The organism is Nocardiopsis sp. CNZ308, assembly GCF_004217075.1.
The window spans coordinates 4,405,817-4,422,405 of the sequence record NZ_SHKJ01000001.1 but is presented as its reverse complement, the minus strand read 5'-3'; the positions used below and the strand labels follow the sequence as shown (position 1 = coordinate 4,422,405).

17 protein-coding genes are annotated in these 16,589 nt (G+C 72.7%); 13 read left to right on the top strand and 4 right to left on the bottom strand.

Annotated features, from left to right (window positions below):
* The first annotated feature begins 47 nt into the window (after positions 1-47).
* The 3 genes from EV372_RS19060 (at position 48) to EV372_RS19050 (ending at position 2,466) form a co-directional block, all read left to right on the top strand.
* Entirely contained in the window at positions 48-719 is a 672-nt protein-coding gene (locus EV372_RS19060; protein ID WP_130397079.1) for a DUF3043 domain-containing protein, read from the top strand.
* 161 nt (positions 720-880) lie between these two features.
* Entirely contained in the window at positions 881-1,885 is a 1,005-nt protein-coding gene (locus EV372_RS19055; protein WP_197044282.1) for an aldo/keto reductase family protein, read from the top strand.
* Positions 1,886-2,103: 218 nt separating this feature from the next.
* Complete coding sequence (locus EV372_RS19050) at positions 2,104-2,466, top strand: DUF1622 domain-containing protein (RefSeq protein ID WP_130397078.1); 363 nt, start codon at positions 2,104-2,106, stop codon at positions 2,464-2,466.
* 41 nt (positions 2,467-2,507) lie between these two features.
* On the opposite strand, the gene EV372_RS19045 is transcribed toward EV372_RS19050, so the two are convergent.
* Together EV372_RS19045 and EV372_RS19040 are read right to left on the bottom strand one after the other, a co-directional pair.
* Complete coding sequence (locus EV372_RS19045; RefSeq protein WP_130397077.1) at positions 2,508-2,972, bottom strand: hypothetical protein; 465 nt, start codon at positions 2,970-2,972, stop codon at positions 2,508-2,510.
* A gap of 61 nt (positions 2,973-3,033) precedes the next feature.
* Positions 3,034-3,240: a hypothetical protein gene (locus EV372_RS19040; RefSeq protein ID WP_130397076.1), complete on the bottom strand. Its 207-nt coding sequence runs from the start codon at positions 3,238-3,240 to the stop codon at positions 3,034-3,036.
* Positions 3,241-3,447: 207 nt separating this feature from the next.
* Between EV372_RS19040 and EV372_RS19035 the strand changes: the two genes are divergently transcribed.
* From EV372_RS19035 to EV372_RS18990, 10 genes are all read left to right on the top strand, one after another.
* Positions 3,448-4,443, top strand: a complete 996-nt coding sequence (locus EV372_RS19035; protein WP_130398998.1) for a bifunctional adenosylcobinamide kinase/adenosylcobinamide-phosphate guanylyltransferase — start codon at positions 3,448-3,450, stop codon at positions 4,441-4,443.
* A gap of 137 nt (positions 4,444-4,580) precedes the next feature.
* The gene (locus EV372_RS19030; RefSeq protein ID WP_130398997.1) at positions 4,581-5,339 is read left to right on the top strand and encodes an adenosylcobinamide-GDP ribazoletransferase; all 759 of its coding nucleotides are present in this window, start codon (positions 4,581-4,583) and stop codon (positions 5,337-5,339) included.
* Between the two features lie 343 nt (positions 5,340-5,682).
* Positions 5,683-7,182, top strand: a complete 1,500-nt coding sequence (locus EV372_RS19025; RefSeq protein WP_130397075.1) for a leucyl aminopeptidase — start codon at positions 5,683-5,685, stop codon at positions 7,180-7,182.
* Between the two features lie 138 nt (positions 7,183-7,320).
* Complete coding sequence (lpdA, locus tag EV372_RS19020) at positions 7,321-8,697, top strand: dihydrolipoyl dehydrogenase (RefSeq protein ID WP_130397074.1); 1,377 nt, start codon at positions 7,321-7,323, stop codon at positions 8,695-8,697.
* A gap of 121 nt (positions 8,698-8,818) precedes the next feature.
* A complete protein-coding gene (gene sucB / locus EV372_RS19015; RefSeq protein ID WP_486484131.1) occupies positions 8,819-10,609 on the top strand; it encodes a 2-oxoglutarate dehydrogenase, E2 component, dihydrolipoamide succinyltransferase in 1,791 nt (596 codons plus the stop codon).
* A 247-nt stretch (positions 10,610-10,856) separates the two neighbouring features.
* The gene (locus EV372_RS19010; protein ID WP_130397072.1) at positions 10,857-11,423 is read left to right on the top strand and encodes an NADPH-dependent FMN reductase; all 567 of its coding nucleotides are present in this window, start codon (positions 10,857-10,859) and stop codon (positions 11,421-11,423) included.
* Between the two features lie 373 nt (positions 11,424-11,796).
* Complete coding sequence (locus EV372_RS19005; RefSeq protein ID WP_130398996.1) at positions 11,797-12,723, top strand: TIGR01777 family oxidoreductase; 927 nt, start codon at positions 11,797-11,799, stop codon at positions 12,721-12,723.
* Positions 12,724-12,733: 10 nt separating this feature from the next.
* Complete coding sequence (gene lipB, locus EV372_RS19000; RefSeq protein ID WP_130397071.1) at positions 12,734-13,438, top strand: lipoyl(octanoyl) transferase LipB; 705 nt, start codon at positions 12,734-12,736, stop codon at positions 13,436-13,438.
* 93 nt (positions 13,439-13,531) lie between these two features.
* Entirely contained in the window at positions 13,532-14,485 is a 954-nt protein-coding gene (gene lipA / locus EV372_RS18995) for a lipoyl synthase (protein WP_130397070.1), read from the top strand.
* Positions 14,486-14,700: 215 nt separating this feature from the next.
* Positions 14,701-15,426, top strand: a complete 726-nt coding sequence (locus EV372_RS18990) for a DUF4191 domain-containing protein (RefSeq protein WP_130397069.1) — start codon at positions 14,701-14,703, stop codon at positions 15,424-15,426.
* 81 nt (positions 15,427-15,507) lie between these two features.
* Here the strand turns inward: EV372_RS18990 and EV372_RS18985 are convergent, their stop codons facing one another.
* Both EV372_RS18985 and EV372_RS18980 read right to left on the bottom strand, forming a co-directional pair.
* Positions 15,508-15,732: a helix-turn-helix domain-containing protein gene (locus EV372_RS18985; protein WP_130397068.1), complete on the bottom strand. Its 225-nt coding sequence runs from the start codon at positions 15,730-15,732 to the stop codon at positions 15,508-15,510.
* Positions 15,732-16,382, bottom strand: a complete 651-nt coding sequence (locus tag EV372_RS18980; protein ID WP_130397067.1) for a DUF2975 domain-containing protein — start codon at positions 16,380-16,382, stop codon at positions 15,732-15,734. The genes EV372_RS18985 and EV372_RS18980 overlap by 1 nt, the downstream gene beginning before the upstream one ends.
* Between the last annotated feature and the right edge of the window lie 207 nt (positions 16,383-16,589).

Below are 16,589 nucleotides of genomic sequence, written 5' to 3'. Positions count from 1 at the left end.
CGCTTTGCCCAACCCTACGCGCTCTGGCCCGCGGTCGCCATAAAGCTATGACCGGCTACCCTGTGGGTGTGTTCCGACGTCGCTCCGCTTCCGCAGCCACGGATCCGGCCTCCGCCGAATCCGCCAGCCCTGAGGCCACTGAGTCCACCCAACCTAAGGGATACACGCCCAAGAAGGGTGTTCCCACCCCAAAGCGCAGGGAATCCGACCCCAACCCCCGCCGACCGCTCAAGGCGCCCGAGACGCGCAAGGAGGCCTACCAGGCCTACCGGGAGCGTCTTGACCGCCAACGCGGCAGGGGCACCGCGAGTTCCGCGATCAAGGGCGTGCCCAAGGACGAGGCCCGTTACTACCGGCAGCAGGACCTCGGCGAGGCCCGGGCGTTCGCCCGCGACTTCGTCGACTCGCGCCGCAGCGCCAGCGAGTTCTTCCTGCCGTTCTCGATCCTGATCATCGCGCTGCTGTTCATCAACATCCCGATGTTCCAGATCGGCGTGGCCTACGTCCTGTGGCCGCTGATGATGGTCACCATCATCGCCGAGGGCGTCATGGTGGGCCGCACGGTCAAGAGGCGCGCCGCCGAGTACTTCCCCGACGACCCGGCCGTCAAGGGCATCGGGATGTACGCGGCCATGCGCCAGCTCCAGTTCCGCCGCCTGCGCCTGCCCAAGCCGCGGCTCAAGGTCCGCGAGGACCCCACGCCCCGCCGCGCGCACTGACGGCTCCCACCGCCGCCTCCCCGACGACGTGAGCCCGGGCCGGTCCCAGCACCGGCCCCTCACTCCCCGCCGATCCCCCGCTCCCCTCCGGTTGGGAGCGCTTCCACTCGCACGGCGTAGAACCTCGCGAACGGGCACAATCCCCTACTAGAGTGCTCGACATGGAATTTCGGCATCTGGGCAACAGCGGTCTCATGGTCAGCGAGATCGCCTACGGGAACTGGATCACGCACGGATCCCAGGTGGAGGAGGACACGGCCAAGGCCTGTGTCCGCGCGGCGCTGGACGCGGGTATCACCACGTTCGACACCGCCGACGGCTACGCCGGGGGCAGGGCGGAGGAGGTGCTCGGCCGCGCGCTGAAGGGCGAGCGCCGGGACGGGCTGGAGATCTTCTCCAAGGTCTTCTGGCCCACGGGTGAGGGCAAGAACGACCGGGGTCTGTCCCGCAAGCACATCGTCCGCAGCGTGGAGAACTCCCTGCGCCGTCTGGGGACCGACTACCTGGACCTGTACCAGGCCCACCGGTTCGACTACTCCACCCCGCTGGAGGAGACCGTGCGGGCCTTCGAGGACCTGGTCCGCCAGGGCAAGGTCCTCTACGTGGGCGTCTCCGAGTGGCGCGCCGAGGAGATCGAGCAGGCGCTCAAGATCGCCGACGAGATGGGCTTCGACCGCATCATCTCCAACCAGCCGAAGTACAACATGCTGTGGCGGGTCATCGAGACCGAGGTCGTCCCGCTCTCCGAGCGCGAGGGCGTCGGCCAGATCGTGTGGTCGCCGATCGAGGGCGGCGTCCTGAGCGGCAAGTACAAGCCCGGCCAGGAGCTGCCCGCCGGTTCGCGCGCCGCCGACCCCGGCGGCGGCCGCTTCCTGAGCGACCAGATGAAGGACCAGGTCATGCTGGAGCGCGTGCAGCGGCTGGAGCCGCTGGCCGCCGAGGCGGGCCTGACGCTCGCCCAGCTGGCCGTGGCCTGGGTGCTCCAGAACCCGAACGTGTCGGCCGCGATCATCGGCGCCTCCCGCCCCGAGCAGGTGGAGGGCAACGTCAAGGCCGCGGGGGTCAGGCTGGACGCCGAGCTGATGGCGCGCATCGACGAGGTCCTGGGCGACAGCGTCCAGCGCGACCCGGCGCTGACCAGGAGCCCCGAGAACATCCGCGGCTAGACAGTCTTCTCGGGACCTTCGCTTCGGTCCGTGTTCGAGCGGTGTCCGACGCCGCGGGCCCGGCCGTCCCCAGGACGGCCGGGCCCTTCCGTGTTCCCGGCGCCCCTCCGCGCGCTCGGCCGGGCCGCCCGGTCCCCGGCGCCAGCGCGGCCCCCGGTGTCGCCCCGCCCGACCTGGGTAGCTGCTGCCCCGCACGCACGCGGCACGGAGGGGGCTCCATGGACATCGCGCACGTCATCGAGGCGGTGGGCACCGCGGTCGACGTCGCCGGGGTCGGCGTCATCGTCGTCGGGGCCCTGGGCGCCACCGCGCTGTTCCTGTACCGGTGGGCCAGCGGGCACGGGCTGGACGCGGCCTACCGGCCCTACCGGCAGGGGCTGGGCCGGGCGATCCTGCTGGGCCTGGAGTTCCTCGTCGCCGGGGACATCATCCGCACGGTCGCGGTGTCGCCCACCTTCGCCAGCGTGGGGGTGCTCGCCGGGATCGTCCTCATCCGGACCTTCCTCAGCTTCTCCCTGGAGGTGGAGCTGGAGAACCGCTGGCCGTGGCAGGGCCGCCGTCCCCTCCCCGGCACCGGCTGACCCGCTCGGGAGGCCCCGGCCGACCGGCCGCGCCGGGGCGGTCAGCGCGCCGTGTCGCGTGACAGGTGGGAGCGGCGGAGGCGCCGGGTCCGCACCAGCCGCGCCAGGTCGGCGCGCGTCTGGTGGGACAGCTGGACGTGGAAGTAGTTGACGTGCTCCAGGAGCGCGAAGAGCCACAGGCCCAGGCCCGGCCACACCCTCGTCCACGGGGCGTCGGCGGCCAGGGCCGAGGCCACCACCGCGCCGCCCGCGAGGAACAGTGCGATGTTGGCCCGCCCCAGGGCGCGGAAGAGCGCCATGCCCGCCGGGCAGCGGGCCCGCGCGCGCAGTTGGCGCACCTTGACCCACCAGTAGGCGCCGCCCTCCGCCAGCAGCAGGGCGAAGAGGGCGAAGCCGACCAGGTTGGCGGGTGAGGCGGGCACGCCCAGAAGGAGGAAGAGCACCGTCGCGAACAGGGGGATGTTGACCAGTTCCAGGACGGCCACATTGCGCAGAGCAGGGATCACGCCCCCATTGTCACGGAGGCGGCCCACCGCTCCGGGGGCCCTGGCGGCCCCCGGGCGGGCGCTACTCGACGGGCTCCAGGGACATCGCGTAGACCTCCGTGTCGCCGTCGAGCAGGGCGACGCGTCCCACGCCGCCCTCGGCGAGCTCCTGCCAGTTCTCCCCCAGCCAGCTCTCCGCGTCGCCACGCGAGGTGAACGACTCCGAGGGCAGGTCCGCCCCCAGCGGGTCGGCTCCGTCGGCCTCGAAGTACCGCCAGGTCCACGCCATGTTCGACCGCCCCTTCGTCACGGAGGTCACGGCGCCGGTCACCGTGATCCTGGCCCGAGCTTAGCCAAGCCTTGGCGGAGGATGCTGTTTACTTTTTTGGTGCGTATCCGATTTCTCGGGACTGCCGGGCACTCGGGGTGGCCCGCCCCCCAGTGCACCTGTGCCTCCTGCAACAAGGCCCTCTCCGAGCGCCGCCTGCCCCTGCGCGTGACGGTGGACGACCGTTTCCGCGTCCGCGAAGCGGGGGTGGTCGGCCCGGTGCCGCCGGGGTACTCGGTGAGCCCGACCCCCGACGGCGTCCTGGTCGAGGGCCCCGACGGGGGCAGGCTGATGTACGCGCGCACGGGCCCGGGGCCCCTGCCCGGCGTCCCCCCGGCGGAGGCGCGCGCCGAGGGCTCCTCCGGCTACTCCTCCGCCCGCCCCGACCAGCAGGTGGACATGGTCGTCGTGGACGCCGCGCAGCGCCCGGAGGTCATCGGCGAGCTGCGCCGCTCGGGGGTGATCGGGGTGACCACGGCCGTCGTCGCGGTCGGCGGCGACCACCGCGTCCGCTCACCCGAGGAGTTCGCCCGCCGGGCCCGGCTGTGGGGCGCCCTGGTGCCGGGCGACGGGCAGGTCCTGTCGTGCCCTCCGGCGGTGTGGCCGGAGTCGCGGCCGCGCGGGCCGCACCGGACCCTGGTGACCGGGGGCGCGCGCTCGGGCAAGTCCACCGAGGCGGAGCTGCGCCTGATGTCGGAGCCGAAGGTGCTGTACGCGGCGACCGGTCCGGAGCCCGACCCGGACGCGGACCCCGACTGGGCCGACCGGGTGGCCCGGCACGTGCGGCGCCGCCCCTGGTGGTGGCGCACCGAGCAGACCACGGACCTGGCCGCGCTGCTCAAGGGCGCCCGGGGCGCGGTCCTGGTGGACTGCCTGGGCACCTGGCTGACCCGGGTGATGGACGAGGCGGGGCTGTGGGAGGACAACCCCCCGCCCGACGCGGAGGAGGAGGTGGAGGCGGCGGTCCACGGGCTGCTGGAGGCCTGGCGTTCCACCCAGGCCTACGTCGTGGCGGTCACCAACGAGGTGGGGTCGGGCGTGGTGCCCGCGACCCGTGCCGGTGGACTGTTCCGCGACCACCTGGGCCGGTTGAACCAGTGGGTCGGCGCCGAGTCCGAGGACGTGGTGCTGGTGACCGCGGGCCGCGTCCTGGAGCTGCCGTGAGCGGTGCCGCCGGTCCCCCTCCGGGGGACCCCGCGCCGGAGGGGCCTCCCCCGGAGGGCTCGTCGTCGGACGGGCCCGTCCCGGGCGGCTTCCCCTCCGTTTCCTCCCGCGCCGCGGACGCGGTCGCGGGGGCCCGGATGGCGCTGGGCACGTTCACCGTGTTCCCGGTGCGCGCGGGGCGGCTGGACCGCCGCGTGGCCGGGTGGGCGATGGTGTGGGCGCCCGTGCTGGGCGCGCTCCTGGGCGGCCTCACCGGCGCCGCGGCCGTGCTCGGGACGGCGGTCGGCCTGTCCGCCGCGCTGGCCGCGGTGCTGGCCGTCGGGCTGGGCGCGCTGCTGACGCGGGGGCTGCACCTGGACGGCCTGGCCGACCTGGCCGACGGGCTGGGCAGCGCGCGTCCCGCCGAGGGCGCCCTGGAGGTGATGCGCCGGTCCGACATCGGCCCGTTCGGCGTGGTCACCCTGGTGGTCGTGCTCGCCGCGCAGACCCTGGCCCTGGGCCAGCTGGCGCAGGCCTCGGCCGAGGCGGCGCTGACGGGCGCGGCGGCGGCCGGGGCCGCCGGGCGGCTGGCCGTGACCCTGGCGTGCACCCCGCGCGTGCCCTCGGCGCGGCCCGAGGGCCTGGGGGCGTTCGTGGCGGGGACCGTGCGCCTCCCGGGTGCGCTGCTGGCCGCCGTCCCCGCGCTGCTGGCGTGCCTGGCGGGCTGGGCGCACGCGCCGGGGTTCGCGCTGGCCTGCGCGCTCGCCGTCGCGGCGGGCCTGCTGGCGGCGGGCCTCCTGCTGCGCCGGGCGGTGCGCCGGCTGGGCGGCGTCACGGGCGACGTGCTGGGCGCGCTGTCGGAGACGGCGGTGACGACGGCGCTGGTGGCGGCCGCGGCGGCCGCGGCCCGGCTGTGAGGACCGGCACGGGGATTCACGGCCCCGGTCGGCGGGCCGCGGAGCTTCCCACCAGGCGGTTTCCTACCAGCCGGTAACCGCCTCGGGGGTGCCCGATGTCGTGATCATCACATTTTTTCACACAGGTTTCACGGTTCTCGCAGGCGGGAAGGCGGAGTCCGCCCCGGAGGCGGCCCACGACACCCTTCACCGGCGGTCAGAGGCACCCTCGCCGCGCGCGCGGGCCGGACCCGACCCCGCACACCCCCGGCTCCCGCGACCCCCCGCAGCGCCGCGTCAGGGCCCCCGCGGACCCGGGGCGCCGCGTCCCCGCCGGGCGCGCGGGGCGACTAGCATCGGGGACGTGAGCACGTCGTTGTCAGTAAATACGGAGTCCCCCAGTTCGCTCGACGCCGACGCGGTTGTCGTCGGTTACCACTCCGGAGGCGACGCTCCGGAGCCCGCGTCGGGCGCTCATGACGTCGATGCCGCCTTCTCCGGCGGCCTCGCCCAGACCCTGTCGCTCCTGGGAGCGAGCGGCGCCCCCGAGGAGGTGCACACCCTTGCCTCCCTCGGAGCCGTCAAGGCCCCGGTCGTCGTCGCGGTCGGTCTCGGCCCGGCGCCCGCCGAGGGCCCCGTCGACCCCGACATCCTGTCCCGCGCCGCCGGCGTCGCGCTGCGCTCGCTGACCTCGCGCCCCGAGGGCGCGGGCCGCGTCGTCCTGGCCCTGCCCGCCGGGACCGCCGCCGAAGCCGGCGCCGTCGCCCTCGGAGCCCGCCTGGGCGCCTACGGCTTCGACCGGTACCGCACCGCCGCCAAGGACAAGCGCGCCGCCGAACTGGTCCTGGCCAGCTCCGCCGGGGACGCCCGGGAGGCCGCCGAGCGCGCCGCCGTCCTGGCCGAGGCCGTCAACCTCACCCGCGACCTGGTCAACACCGCACCGGCCGACCTGGCGCCCGAGGACCTGGCCACCACCGCCCAGGAGATCGCCCAGCAGTCCGGCCTGCGCGTCGAGGTCCTGGACGAGGCCGCCCTGTCCGAGGGCGGGTACGGCGGCCTGATCGGCGTCGGCCAGGGCTCGGCCAACCCGCCCCGCCTGGTCCGCCTGGCCCACAGCCACCCCGAGGCCACCAAGACCGTCGCCTTCGTCGGCAAGGGCATCACGTTCGACTCCGGCGGCCTGTCCCTCAAGCCCGCGGGCTCGATGGACTGGATGAAGTCCGACATGGCGGGCGCCGCCTCCGTGCTGGCCGCCATGCGCGCCATCGCCGCCCTGAACCTGCGCGTCAACGCCGTCGGCTACCTGGCCGTGGCCGAGAACATGCCCAGCGGCACCGCCCAGCGCCCCTCCGACGTGCTGACCATCTACGGCGGCAAGACCGTCGAGGTGCTCAACACCGACGCCGAGGGCCGCCTGGTCATGGCCGACGCCCTCGTGCGGGCGCAGGAGGACGAGCCCGACCTGGTCGTGGACATCGCCACCCTGACCGGCGCCCAGCTGGTCGCGCTCGGCACCCGCGTGTTCGCGGTCATGTCCAACGACGACGCGGCGCGCGACCGGATCGTCGCCGCGGCCGCCGAGGCGGGCGAGGCCTCCTGGCCGATGCCCCTGCCCGAGGAGCTGCGCGCGGGCCTGGACTCCGCGGTCGCCGACATCGCCAACGTGGCGGGCGAGCGCTGGGGCGGCATGCTCTCCGCGGGCGTCTTCCTCAAGGAGTTCGTCGAGGAGGGCGTCACGTGGGCGCACCTCGACATCGCCGGTCCGTCCTTCAACCAGGGCGGACCGCACGGCTACACCCCGAAGGGCGGCACCGGCGCGGGCACCCGCACCCTGGTCCGCATCGCCGAGGAGTACGCCGGATAGCACCCGCCCAGGGGGCGGCCTCCCCGAGCCGGAGCGCCGCCCCTCCCGGGCACCGCGGCCGCGCACACCCTCCCTCCGCCCACGCGGGGCCGGCCGCGGCCACCACCCATCACCAGCCACAACAAGGAGTTCGTTCCCGTGAGTGAGAGCGGCGGCACCTTCGACCTCGTCGTCCTTGGCGGCGGCAGCGGCGGCTACGCGGCGGCACTGCGCGCCGCGGAGCTGGACATGAGCGTCGTCCTGATCGAGAAAGACAAGCTCGGCGGCACCTGCCTGCACCGCGGCTGCATCCCCACCAAGGCCCTGCTGCACTCGGCCGAGGTCGCCGACTCCGCCAAGGAGAGCGAGAACTTCGGGGTCAAGGCCACGTTCGAGGGCATCGACATCCAGGCCGTGCACACCTACAAGGACAAGGTGATCGGCGGCCTGTTCAAGGGCCTGACCGGCCTGGTCAAGTCGCGCAAGATCACCGTCGTCGAGGGCGAGGGCAAGCTCACCGGCAAGGACGAGGTCACCGTCGGCGGCGCCGTCTACAAGGGCCGCAACATCCTGCTGGCCACCGGTTCCAAGCCCAAGACCCTGGGGCTGGACATCGACGGCGAGAAGGTCATGACCAGCGACCAGGCCCTCGACCTGGACCGCGTGCCCGAGTCGGTCATCGTCCTGGGCGGCGGCGTGATCGGCGTGGAGTTCGCCAGCGTGTGGCGCTCCTACGGCGCCGACGTCACCATCGTCGAGGCCCTGCCGCACCTGGTGCCGGTGGAGGAGGAGTCCAGCTCCAAGCTGCTGGAGCGCGCCTTCCGCAAGCGCAAGATCAAGTACGAGCTGGGCACCCCGTTCGAGTCGGTCAAGACCACCGACTCCGGCGTCACCGTCACCCTCAAGGGCGGCAAGACCCTGGAGGCCGAGGTCCTGCTGGTGGCCATCGGCCGCGGGCCGGTCTCGGAGGGCCTGGGCTACGAGGAGCAGGGCATCACCCTGGACCGCGGCTTCGTCCAGGTGGACGAGAACCTGCACACCGGCGTGGGCAACGTCTACGCCGTGGGCGACCTCATCCCCACCCTCCAGCTCGCCCACGTCGGCTTCGCCGAGGGCATCTTCGTCGCCGAGCACATCGCCGGGCAGAACCCGCCCGCGATCGACTACGACGGCGTCCCCCGCGTCACCTACTGCGAGCCCGAGGTCGCGTCCGTGGGCCTGACCACCAAGGTCGCCAAGGAGCGCGGACACGACGTCGTGGAGATGAACTACAGCCTCGCGGGCAACGGCAAGAGCCAGATCCTGCAGACGCAGGGCGCGGTGAAGGTCATCGCCGAGAAGGACGGCCCCGTGCTGGGCGTCCACATGGTCGGCAGCCGCGTCGGCGAGCTGATCGCCGAGGGACAGCTGATCTACAACTGGGAGGCCCTGCCCTCCGAGGTGGCCCAGCTGATCCACCCGCACCCGAGCCAGTCCGAGGCGCTGGGCGAGGCGCACCTCGCGCTGGCGGGCAAGCCGCTGCACGTCCACGACTGACCGCACCACCGGGGGCGGGCCGCGAGGGCCCGCCCCCGCACACATCCGCGCTGCCCATCAAGGGGTTGGGCAGAGACCGCGCCCAGATCCAACGAGGAAACCCATGCCGACTTCCGTTTCCATGCCCGCCCTGGGTGAGAGCGTCACCGAGGGCACCGTCACCCAGTGGCTGAAGAACGTGGGCGACACCGTCGAGGTGGACGAACCGCTCCTGGAGGTCTCCACCGACAAGGTGGACACCGAGATTCCCTCACCCGTCGCGGGCGTACTCACCAAGATCCTCGTCGACGAGGACGAGACCGTGGAGATCGGCGCGGAGATCGCCGTCATCGGCGGTGAGGGCGAGAGCGCCGACGACGAGGGCGGCGCCGAGCCCGCCGCCGAGGAGTCCGCGCAGGAGTCCCAGGAGGAGTCCGAGCCGGAGCCCGCCCCCGAGCCCCAGGCCGCGGAGGAGCCCGAGCCGGAGCCCGCCCCGGAGCCCGAGTCCGGGTCCGACGCGCAGGCCTCGTCCTCCGACCAGGGCCCGACCACGTCGGTGACCATGCCCGCCCTGGGTGAGAGCGTCACCGAGGGCACCGTCACCCAGTGGCTCAAGAGCGTGGGCGACACCGTCGAGGTGGACGAACCGCTCCTGGAGGTCTCCACCGACAAGGTGGACACCGAGATCCCCTCACCCGTCGCGGGCGTACTCACCAAGATCCTCGTCGACGAGGACGAGACCGTGGAGATCGGCGCGGAGATCGCCGTCATCGGCGGCACCGGGGACGAGCCCCCGGCCGTCTCCGAGGGCGCCGCCCCGGCCGAGGCCGAGCCCAAGGCCGAACCCGTGTCGGAGCCCGAGCCCGCCAAGGCCGAGCCCGCCGAGCCCGCCCCGGAGCCCGAGGCCGAGCCCGCCGCGGGCCGGGACAAGGACGGCGAGAGCCCGTCCGTGGACATCGGCACCCTCAGCGGCACCGGCCGCGCCTCGGGCACCGACGCCGGGACCGAGGCGTACGTGACCCCGCTGGTGCGCAAGCTCGCCTCCGAGCACGGCGTGAACCTCAGCCGCGTCAAGGGCACCGGCGTGGGCGGCCGCGTCCGCAAGCAGGACGTGCTCAAGGCCGCCGAGGAGCAGAAGGCCGACGCCGCGCGCGCCGCCGCCCCCGCGCCGTCCTCGGCCCCGCGCAAGGGGGCCACCGACACCTCCCTGCGCGGCCGTACCGAGAAGCTCACCCGCCTGCGCCTGTCCATCGCGGACCGGATGGTGGAGTCGCTGCACGTCTCGGCCACGACCACGCAGGTCATCGAGGTGGACGTCACCAAGATCGCCCGCCTGCGCGAGCACTCCGCCGAGCGCTTCGCCGAGCGCGAGGACGTGCGGCTGGACTTCTTCCCGTTCTTCGCGCTGGCCGCGGTGGAGGCCCTGCGCTCCCACCCCAAGCTCAACGCCGTGGTCGACAGCGACAAGCAGGAGGTGACCTACCACGACGTGGAGAACCTCGGCGTCTCGGTGGACACCGAGCGCGGTCTGCTGGCCCCCGTGGTCAAGGACGCGGGCAAGCTGGGCCTGGGTGAGCTGGCGCGCAGGCTCAAGGACCTGACCGAGCGCGCCCACACCGGCCAGCTGGGCCCGGACGAGCTGGGCGGCGGCACGTTCACCATCACCGAGACCGGCTGCACCGGCGCGCTGTTCGGCACGCCGATCATCAACCAGCCGCAGGTGGCCATCCTGGGCACCGGCGCGGTCGTCAAGCGCCCCGTCGTGGTCGAGGACACCGCCATGGGCGACGAGGTGATCGCGGTCCGCTCGATGGTGTACCTGTCGCTGGCCCACGACCACCGCCTGATCGACAGCGCCGACGCGGGGCGCTTCCTCCAGAGCGTCAAGGCGCGTCTGGAGGAGGGCGCCTTCGAGGACGACCTGGGCCTGTAGGCCCGGGCCGCGAAGGCCCCCACACCACCCGCCGGGCCGGGTGCCGCGACGGCACCCGGCCCGGCGCGTCCTTTATTGGGGAATCTGCTGTCCGATTTGACCTCAAGACCTGTTGAGGTCCTAGCGTTGTCCTGTCCCCTAAGAACCGACGGTGCGCCGCGCGGCTCCCTGAGCCGGTCCGCGCGTGCCCGCCTGACGTGCCCGCTCACGTGTGGGCCGAGACGGCACCAAAGAAGCAAGGACCCACATGGACAACCTTCGGATCGCGGTCATCCTCGGCGGAAACCGCCGGGGCCGCACCGGACCCGCCGTCTCCCGCTGGTTCGTGGACCGGGCCCAGAAGTACCCGGACCCCTCCGTGTCGTTCGACTTCCTCGACGTGGAGGACATCAGCCCGCAGGACGGCCACGGCGGCCCGATGGCCCCGGAGTCGGCGCACACGGTGGAGGCGGCCGACGGGTACGTCGTACTGACCCCGGAGTACAACCACGGCTACCCGGGCGAGCTGAAGAGCGCCATCGACGCCGCGCGCCGTGAGTGGTTCGGCAAGGCGGTGGGCTTCGTCTCCTACGGCGGGATGTCCGGCGGCCTGCGTGCGATCGAGCAGCTGCGGTCGGTCTTCTCGGAGCTGCACACCGCCACGATCCGCGACACGGTCAGCCTGCACAACGCGCAGACGATGTTCGGCCCGGACGGGGCCCCGGTGGTGGACATGTCGTCCGCGGAGGCCGCCGTGGAGCGGATGCTGCGCCAGCTGGCGTGGTGGGCGCTGGCCCTGCGCGAGGCCCGGGAGCGGCGCCCCTACCCCGGTTAGGGCCCGGCCGGCTGAGGGGCCCGCGGCCTCCTCGGAGGCGGCGCGCAGCCCCGCGTCGGGAAAGCGGACGGGGCGGCGCCTCTCGGCGCCGCCCCGTCTTTCTACCCCACCAATCACCATCCCCTGATGATCCCCATCATCAAAGGTCTGTGGTCGGGGACGCGGCAGTCAGCCCGACAGCGCGTCGCCCACAGTAGCTCCGCGTTGACGCGGAGTTCCTGTCCCACGTTCAAACTAGAAGACCGAGGGCCCCTCGCGCAGCTCTTTCGAGGAAAAAGCCGAAGAAAAACCGGGCGGGTGTCCTCCGTCGTCCGTTTGGTGTGTCTTCACGCGCGAGGACCGCCCTCCTTCGGGTAGACCCAGGACCATGCGAGTGGCTATCACGGGGGCGACGGGACTCATCGGCAGGGCGCTGGAGGCGTCCCTGCTCGGCGACGGGCACACGGTGGTGCGCATGGTGCGCCACCTGCCCCGGGGGCGGCACCACCCGGACGTGGAGGAGGCGGAGTGGCGCCCCGAGCAGGGACGGGTGGACACCGTGGCCCTGCACGAGGCCGACGCCGTGGTGCACCTGGCCGGGGCGCCGGTCGGCCCGGCCCTGTGGACGCGGCACCGGCGCACCCTCATCCGGCGCAGCCGCGTGCGCGGCACCCGCACCCTGTGCCAGGCCCTGGCGGGGATGTCCTCGCCTCCCCCGCGCCTGCTCAGCGCGTCGGGGATGCACTTCTACGGCGACACCGGCGAGCGGGCGGCCACCGAGGACTCCCCGCCGGGCAGCGGCTTCCTGGCCGGGGTCTGCCGGGACTGGGAGGAGGCCACCGCCCCGGCCGAGGAGGCGGGCCTGTCGGTGGCGCACATGCGCACCTCGGTGGTGCTCGACCGCTCGGGCGGCATGCTGGGCACGCTGCTGCCGCTGTACCGGGCGGGGCTGGGCGGGCGCCTGGGATCGGGGCGCCAGTACATGAGCTGGATCGCCATGCGCGACCAGATCGGGGCCGTGCGCTTCCTGCTGGAGCACCCCGAGATCACCGGCCCGGTGAACATGTGCGCGCCCGAACCGGTGACCAACGCCGAGTTCACCAGGGCGCTGGGCCGCGCCCTGCGGCGCCCCGCCGTCCTGCCGGTCCCGGCTCCGGTGATGCGCGCGGTGCTGGGGGACTTCGCCGAGGAGACCGCGCTGATCGACATGAGGGCCGAGCCCGAACGCCTCACGAAGGCCGGTTATTCCTTCGCGCTGCCCACCGTGGACAGTGCGCTATCCGACATCCTGGCCAGACCCGCACAGTCCACCGGGGCGTAAGGTTGGATGTGTGAGTGATCTCGTTTACGCATGGCTGGGCGACGCTCCCGTCCCGTACCACCAGGGCTGGGATCTCCAGAAGCGGCTCCACGAGAGCCGGGTCGCCGATGAGGTGCCCGACACCGTCCTGTTGCTGGAACACGAGCCCGTGTACACCGCAGGAAAGCGCACCGGGAGGTGGGATCGTCCCATCACCGACCCCGGGGCTCCCGTGGTGGACATCGACCGGGGCGGCAAGATCACCTGGCACGGCCCCGGCCAGCTGACGGTGTACCCCATCGTCCGGCTGCCGGACCCCATCGACGTGATCGCCTACGTCCGGATGCTGGAGGAGGCCGTCATCCGCACCATCGCGGAGTACGGCCTGACCGGCACGCGGGTGGAGGGGCGCACCGGGGTGTGGCTGGAGGCCGACCCCGAGCGCGGCCTGATCGAACGCAAGGTGGCCGCCATCGGCTGCCGGATCGCCCGCGGGGTCGGGATGCACGGGCTCGCGTTGAACTGCAACAATGACATGTCGTGGTACGACCGGATCGTCCCGTGCGGAATCACCGACGCCGGGGTCACCTCGCTCTCCGCCGAACTGGGGCGCGACGTGTCCGTGGCCGACGCGCGGCCCCGGATGGAACGCCACCTGGCGGACCTGCTCGGCGCGCGGGAGTACCGCCACACCGACGGCGCGGACCTGCTCTCCGGCGCCACCGCGCGTGGATGACACACCACACCATGAACCAGTCCCCGTGGGGACGCCGAGCCCCCACGAGGGGAAGGGTCCCCGGCACGGGGCACAGAAGGGAACGGGTTCACGTTGACGATCGCTCCTGAGGGCCGCAGGCTGCTGCGCGTGGAGGCGCGCAACAGCGAGACCCCCATCGAGAAGAAGCCGCCGTGGATCAAGATCAAGGCGCACATGGGGCCCGAGTACACCGAGCTCCACTCCCTGGTCAAGAGCGAGGGCCTGCACACGGTCTGCCAGGAGGCCGGGTGCCCCAACATCTACGAGTGCTGGGAGGACCGCGAGGCGACCTTCCTCATCGGCGGCGACCAGTGCACGCGGCGCTGCGACTTCTGCAACATCGCCACCGGCAAGCCCACCGCCCTGGACCGCATGGAGCCGACCAAGGTCGCCAACTCGGTCAAGACCATGGGCCTGCGCTACGCCACCATCACCGGTGTGGCCCGTGACGACCTGGAGGACGGCGGCGCCTGGCTGTACGCCGAGACCGTCCGCAAGATCCACGAGCTCAACCCGGGCACGGGCGTGGAGCTGCTCATCCCCGACTTCAACGCCGACCCCGACCAGCTGGCCGAGGTGTTCGGCTCGCGTCCGGAGGTGCTGGCGCACAACGTCGAGACGGTGCCGCGGATCTTCAAGCGCATCCGTCCGGGCTTCCGCTACGAGCGCTCCCTCAAGGTGATCACCGAGGCGCGCGCGGACAACCTGGTCACCAAGTCGAACCTGATCCTGGGCATGGGCGAGACCCGTGAGGAGATCAGCGAGGCGATGCGCGACCTGCACGAGGCCGGGTGCGACCTGCTGACCATCACCCAGTACCTGCGCCCCTCCAAGCTGCACCACCCGATCGACCGGTGGGTCAAGCCGGAGGAGTTCGTGGAGCTGGGCCAGGAGGCCGAGGAGATCGGCTTCGCCGGCGTCATGTCCGGTCCGCTGGTGCGCTCCTCCTACCGGGCGGGCCGCCTGTACAAGCAGGCCCGGGAGAAGCGGGACGCCGAGAACACCGCCCTGGCGAACAACGCGTAACGAACTTTCCACCCGAGTCGTGACCAAGCTGGAACGGTGGCCCGCTGGCCACCGTTCCTCAGTTACGGGCACCCGCACATATCCTGATGTGGACAGGAGCCCGTCGGTGGCGCCGTGAGGCGCCGCACCCACGACGACCGCGAAGAGGAGGCAAGGCAGCCGGGGGATCTCCTTCCCCGCCGATCCGGCGTCGGCGTGAGCTGCCTGAGAGCACGATGGCGAAAAAGCCCAAGGGTTCACAGAACACGGCCCGAGGCAAGGGCGGTGCCGAGAAGGAGCCGGGCCGTCTCAAGCAGATCGGCATGGTCGCCAAGGTCGTCCACCAGCAGAGTCCGCGCAGCATCCCGCTCGCGGTCACGGCGGCGGTGGTCATCCTCGCGGTGTTCGTCGGCATCGGCATCTGGACCGGGTCGTGGATCCTGTGGCCGCTGACCGGTCTGCCGGTCGCCTTCCTGGTGGGCTTCATCATCTTCACCCGCTCCGCGCAGCGCGTGCAGTACAAGATGCTGGACGGACGCCTGGGCGCGGGTATGGCGATCCTGGACAACATGCGCGGCAACTGGGTGGTCGAGCCGGGTGTGGCGGCCAACAAGCAGATGGACGTCGTGCACCGCGTGGTGGGGCGCCCCGGCGTGATCCTGGTCGGCGAGGGCGACCCCGGCCGCCTCAAGCCGCTGATCGCCGGTGAGAAGAAGCGCGTGGCCCGCGTCGCCTACGACACGCCCATCTACGACTTCAAGGTGGGCAACGGCGAGGACCAGGTGCCGGTCTCCAAGCTCCAGCGCACGCTGGTCAGGCTCCCGCGCAACCTGGACAAGGCCGGGACCGCCGAGCTGAACTACCGGCTCAAGGCGCTGCCCGCCAAGATGCAGATGCCCAAGGGGCCCATGCCCAAGAACGCCAAGATGCCCCGGGGCATGCGCGGCCAGATGGGCGGCTGACCCCGCCCGGGGCCGCAGTCGGACGAGGGGGCCGTCGCACCGTCGGGTGCGGCGGCCCCCTCGCGTGTGCCCGGGTCCGGTTCACTCGGGGTCGTAGCTGATCAGGTCGCCCGGCTGGCAGCGGAGTTCGCGGCACAGGGCGGCCAGGGTGGAGAAGCGGATCGCCCTGGCCCGGTCGTTCTTGAGCACCGACAGGTTGACGACGGTGACACCGACCCGCTCGGCCAGCTGGGTGAGGGTCATACCGCGTTCGGCCAGGAGCTTGTCCAGGTGGACGCGGACGCCGGCGGCCTCCTCGGGCGGCATCAGACGAGACCCTCGACGTCCTCGCGGAGCCGGGTGCCCCGGCGGAAGACCTCGGCGAGGGCGGCGATGACGAGGCCGACCGCGACCAGCGGGAGGACACCGCCGTCGAGGTCCAGGCTGAGGGAGAACACCACGGTGGCGTCCGTGCCCAGCGCCCGGTGCTCCAGGACGGCGCCGAGGAGGGCCTCCGCGGCCGGGACCGCGAGGGAGCCGGTGATCACCGTCAGGGCGATGGCGTACATGCGACGGACGTTCGCCGGGACGAAGGGGTCTCCCCCGTCCAGGGTCAGGACCATGCGCAGCAGCAGATAGGCGACCAGCCCCGCCGCCAGGGCGGTGAGCAGCGCGGGGGCGACCAGCATGACGCGCTCGGCCACCGAGGGGGCGTGGAAGGCGATCTCCATGCCGTCCGCCCCCTCCACGGTGACGTCGCCGCGCACGGCGAGGTCCGGCGAACGCGGCACCGTGCCGGAGGGCAGGTCCCGCGTGAGCACGTTGAGGCCCGCGCTGGTGGCGGCGGGGACGAGACCGGTGCTCCAGGCGAGCAGGAAGAGCCCGTGGACCACCTGGAAGCCCAGGAGGACAACGAGGACGAACCGGAGCAGAGCGGAGTCCGCCCTGGACCAGTCCAGGGCCTTGCGAAGGGACATGACGGCCTTTCTCTTATCGTTTTTCGATATTAACGATAAACGATAAACCCGGGCCTGTCACACGGGGCGGCACCGCGTTCCGCCGGGGACACCGGGGAGAGGCACCGGGGGACGGCGAAGGCTCCTCGCGCGCCGCCGGGAGCCCGTCCGCCCTTCCCGGGGCCCACTCGTCCGGCGGCGCTCCCGGCACGGCGTCCCCGGTGCGGC

Excerpts from the sequence above, each read along its gene's own strand:
- EV372_RS18990 (WP_130397069.1), top strand. The coding sequence starts at position 14,701 with ATGGCGAAAAAGCCCAAGGGTTCACAGAACACGGCCCGAGGCAAGGGC.
- sucB (WP_486484131.1), top strand. The coding sequence starts at position 8,819 with ATGCCCGCCCTGGGTGAGAGCGTCACCGAGGGCACCGTCACCCAGTGG.
- EV372_RS19055 (WP_197044282.1), top strand. The coding sequence starts at position 881 with ATGGAATTTCGGCATCTGGGCAACAGCGGTCTCATGGTCAGCGAGATC.
- EV372_RS19050 (WP_130397078.1), top strand. The coding sequence starts at position 2,104 with ATGGACATCGCGCACGTCATCGAGGCGGTGGGCACCGCGGTCGACGTC.
- EV372_RS18985 (WP_130397068.1), bottom strand. The coding sequence starts at position 15,732 with ATGCCGCCCGAGGAGGCCGCCGGCGTCCGCGTCCACCTGGACAAGCTC.
- EV372_RS19040 (WP_130397076.1), bottom strand. The coding sequence starts at position 3,240 with ATGGCGTGGACCTGGCGGTACTTCGAGGCCGACGGAGCCGACCCGCTG.
- EV372_RS19010 (WP_130397072.1), top strand. The coding sequence starts at position 10,857 with ATGGACAACCTTCGGATCGCGGTCATCCTCGGCGGAAACCGCCGGGGC.
- EV372_RS18980 (WP_130397067.1), bottom strand. The coding sequence starts at position 16,382 with ATGTCCCTTCGCAAGGCCCTGGACTGGTCCAGGGCGGACTCCGCTCTG.
- EV372_RS19060 (WP_130397079.1), top strand. The coding sequence starts at position 48 with ATGACCGGCTACCCTGTGGGTGTGTTCCGACGTCGCTCCGCTTCCGCA.
- EV372_RS19030 (WP_130398997.1), top strand. The coding sequence starts at position 4,581 with ATGGCGCTGGGCACGTTCACCGTGTTCCCGGTGCGCGCGGGGCGGCTG.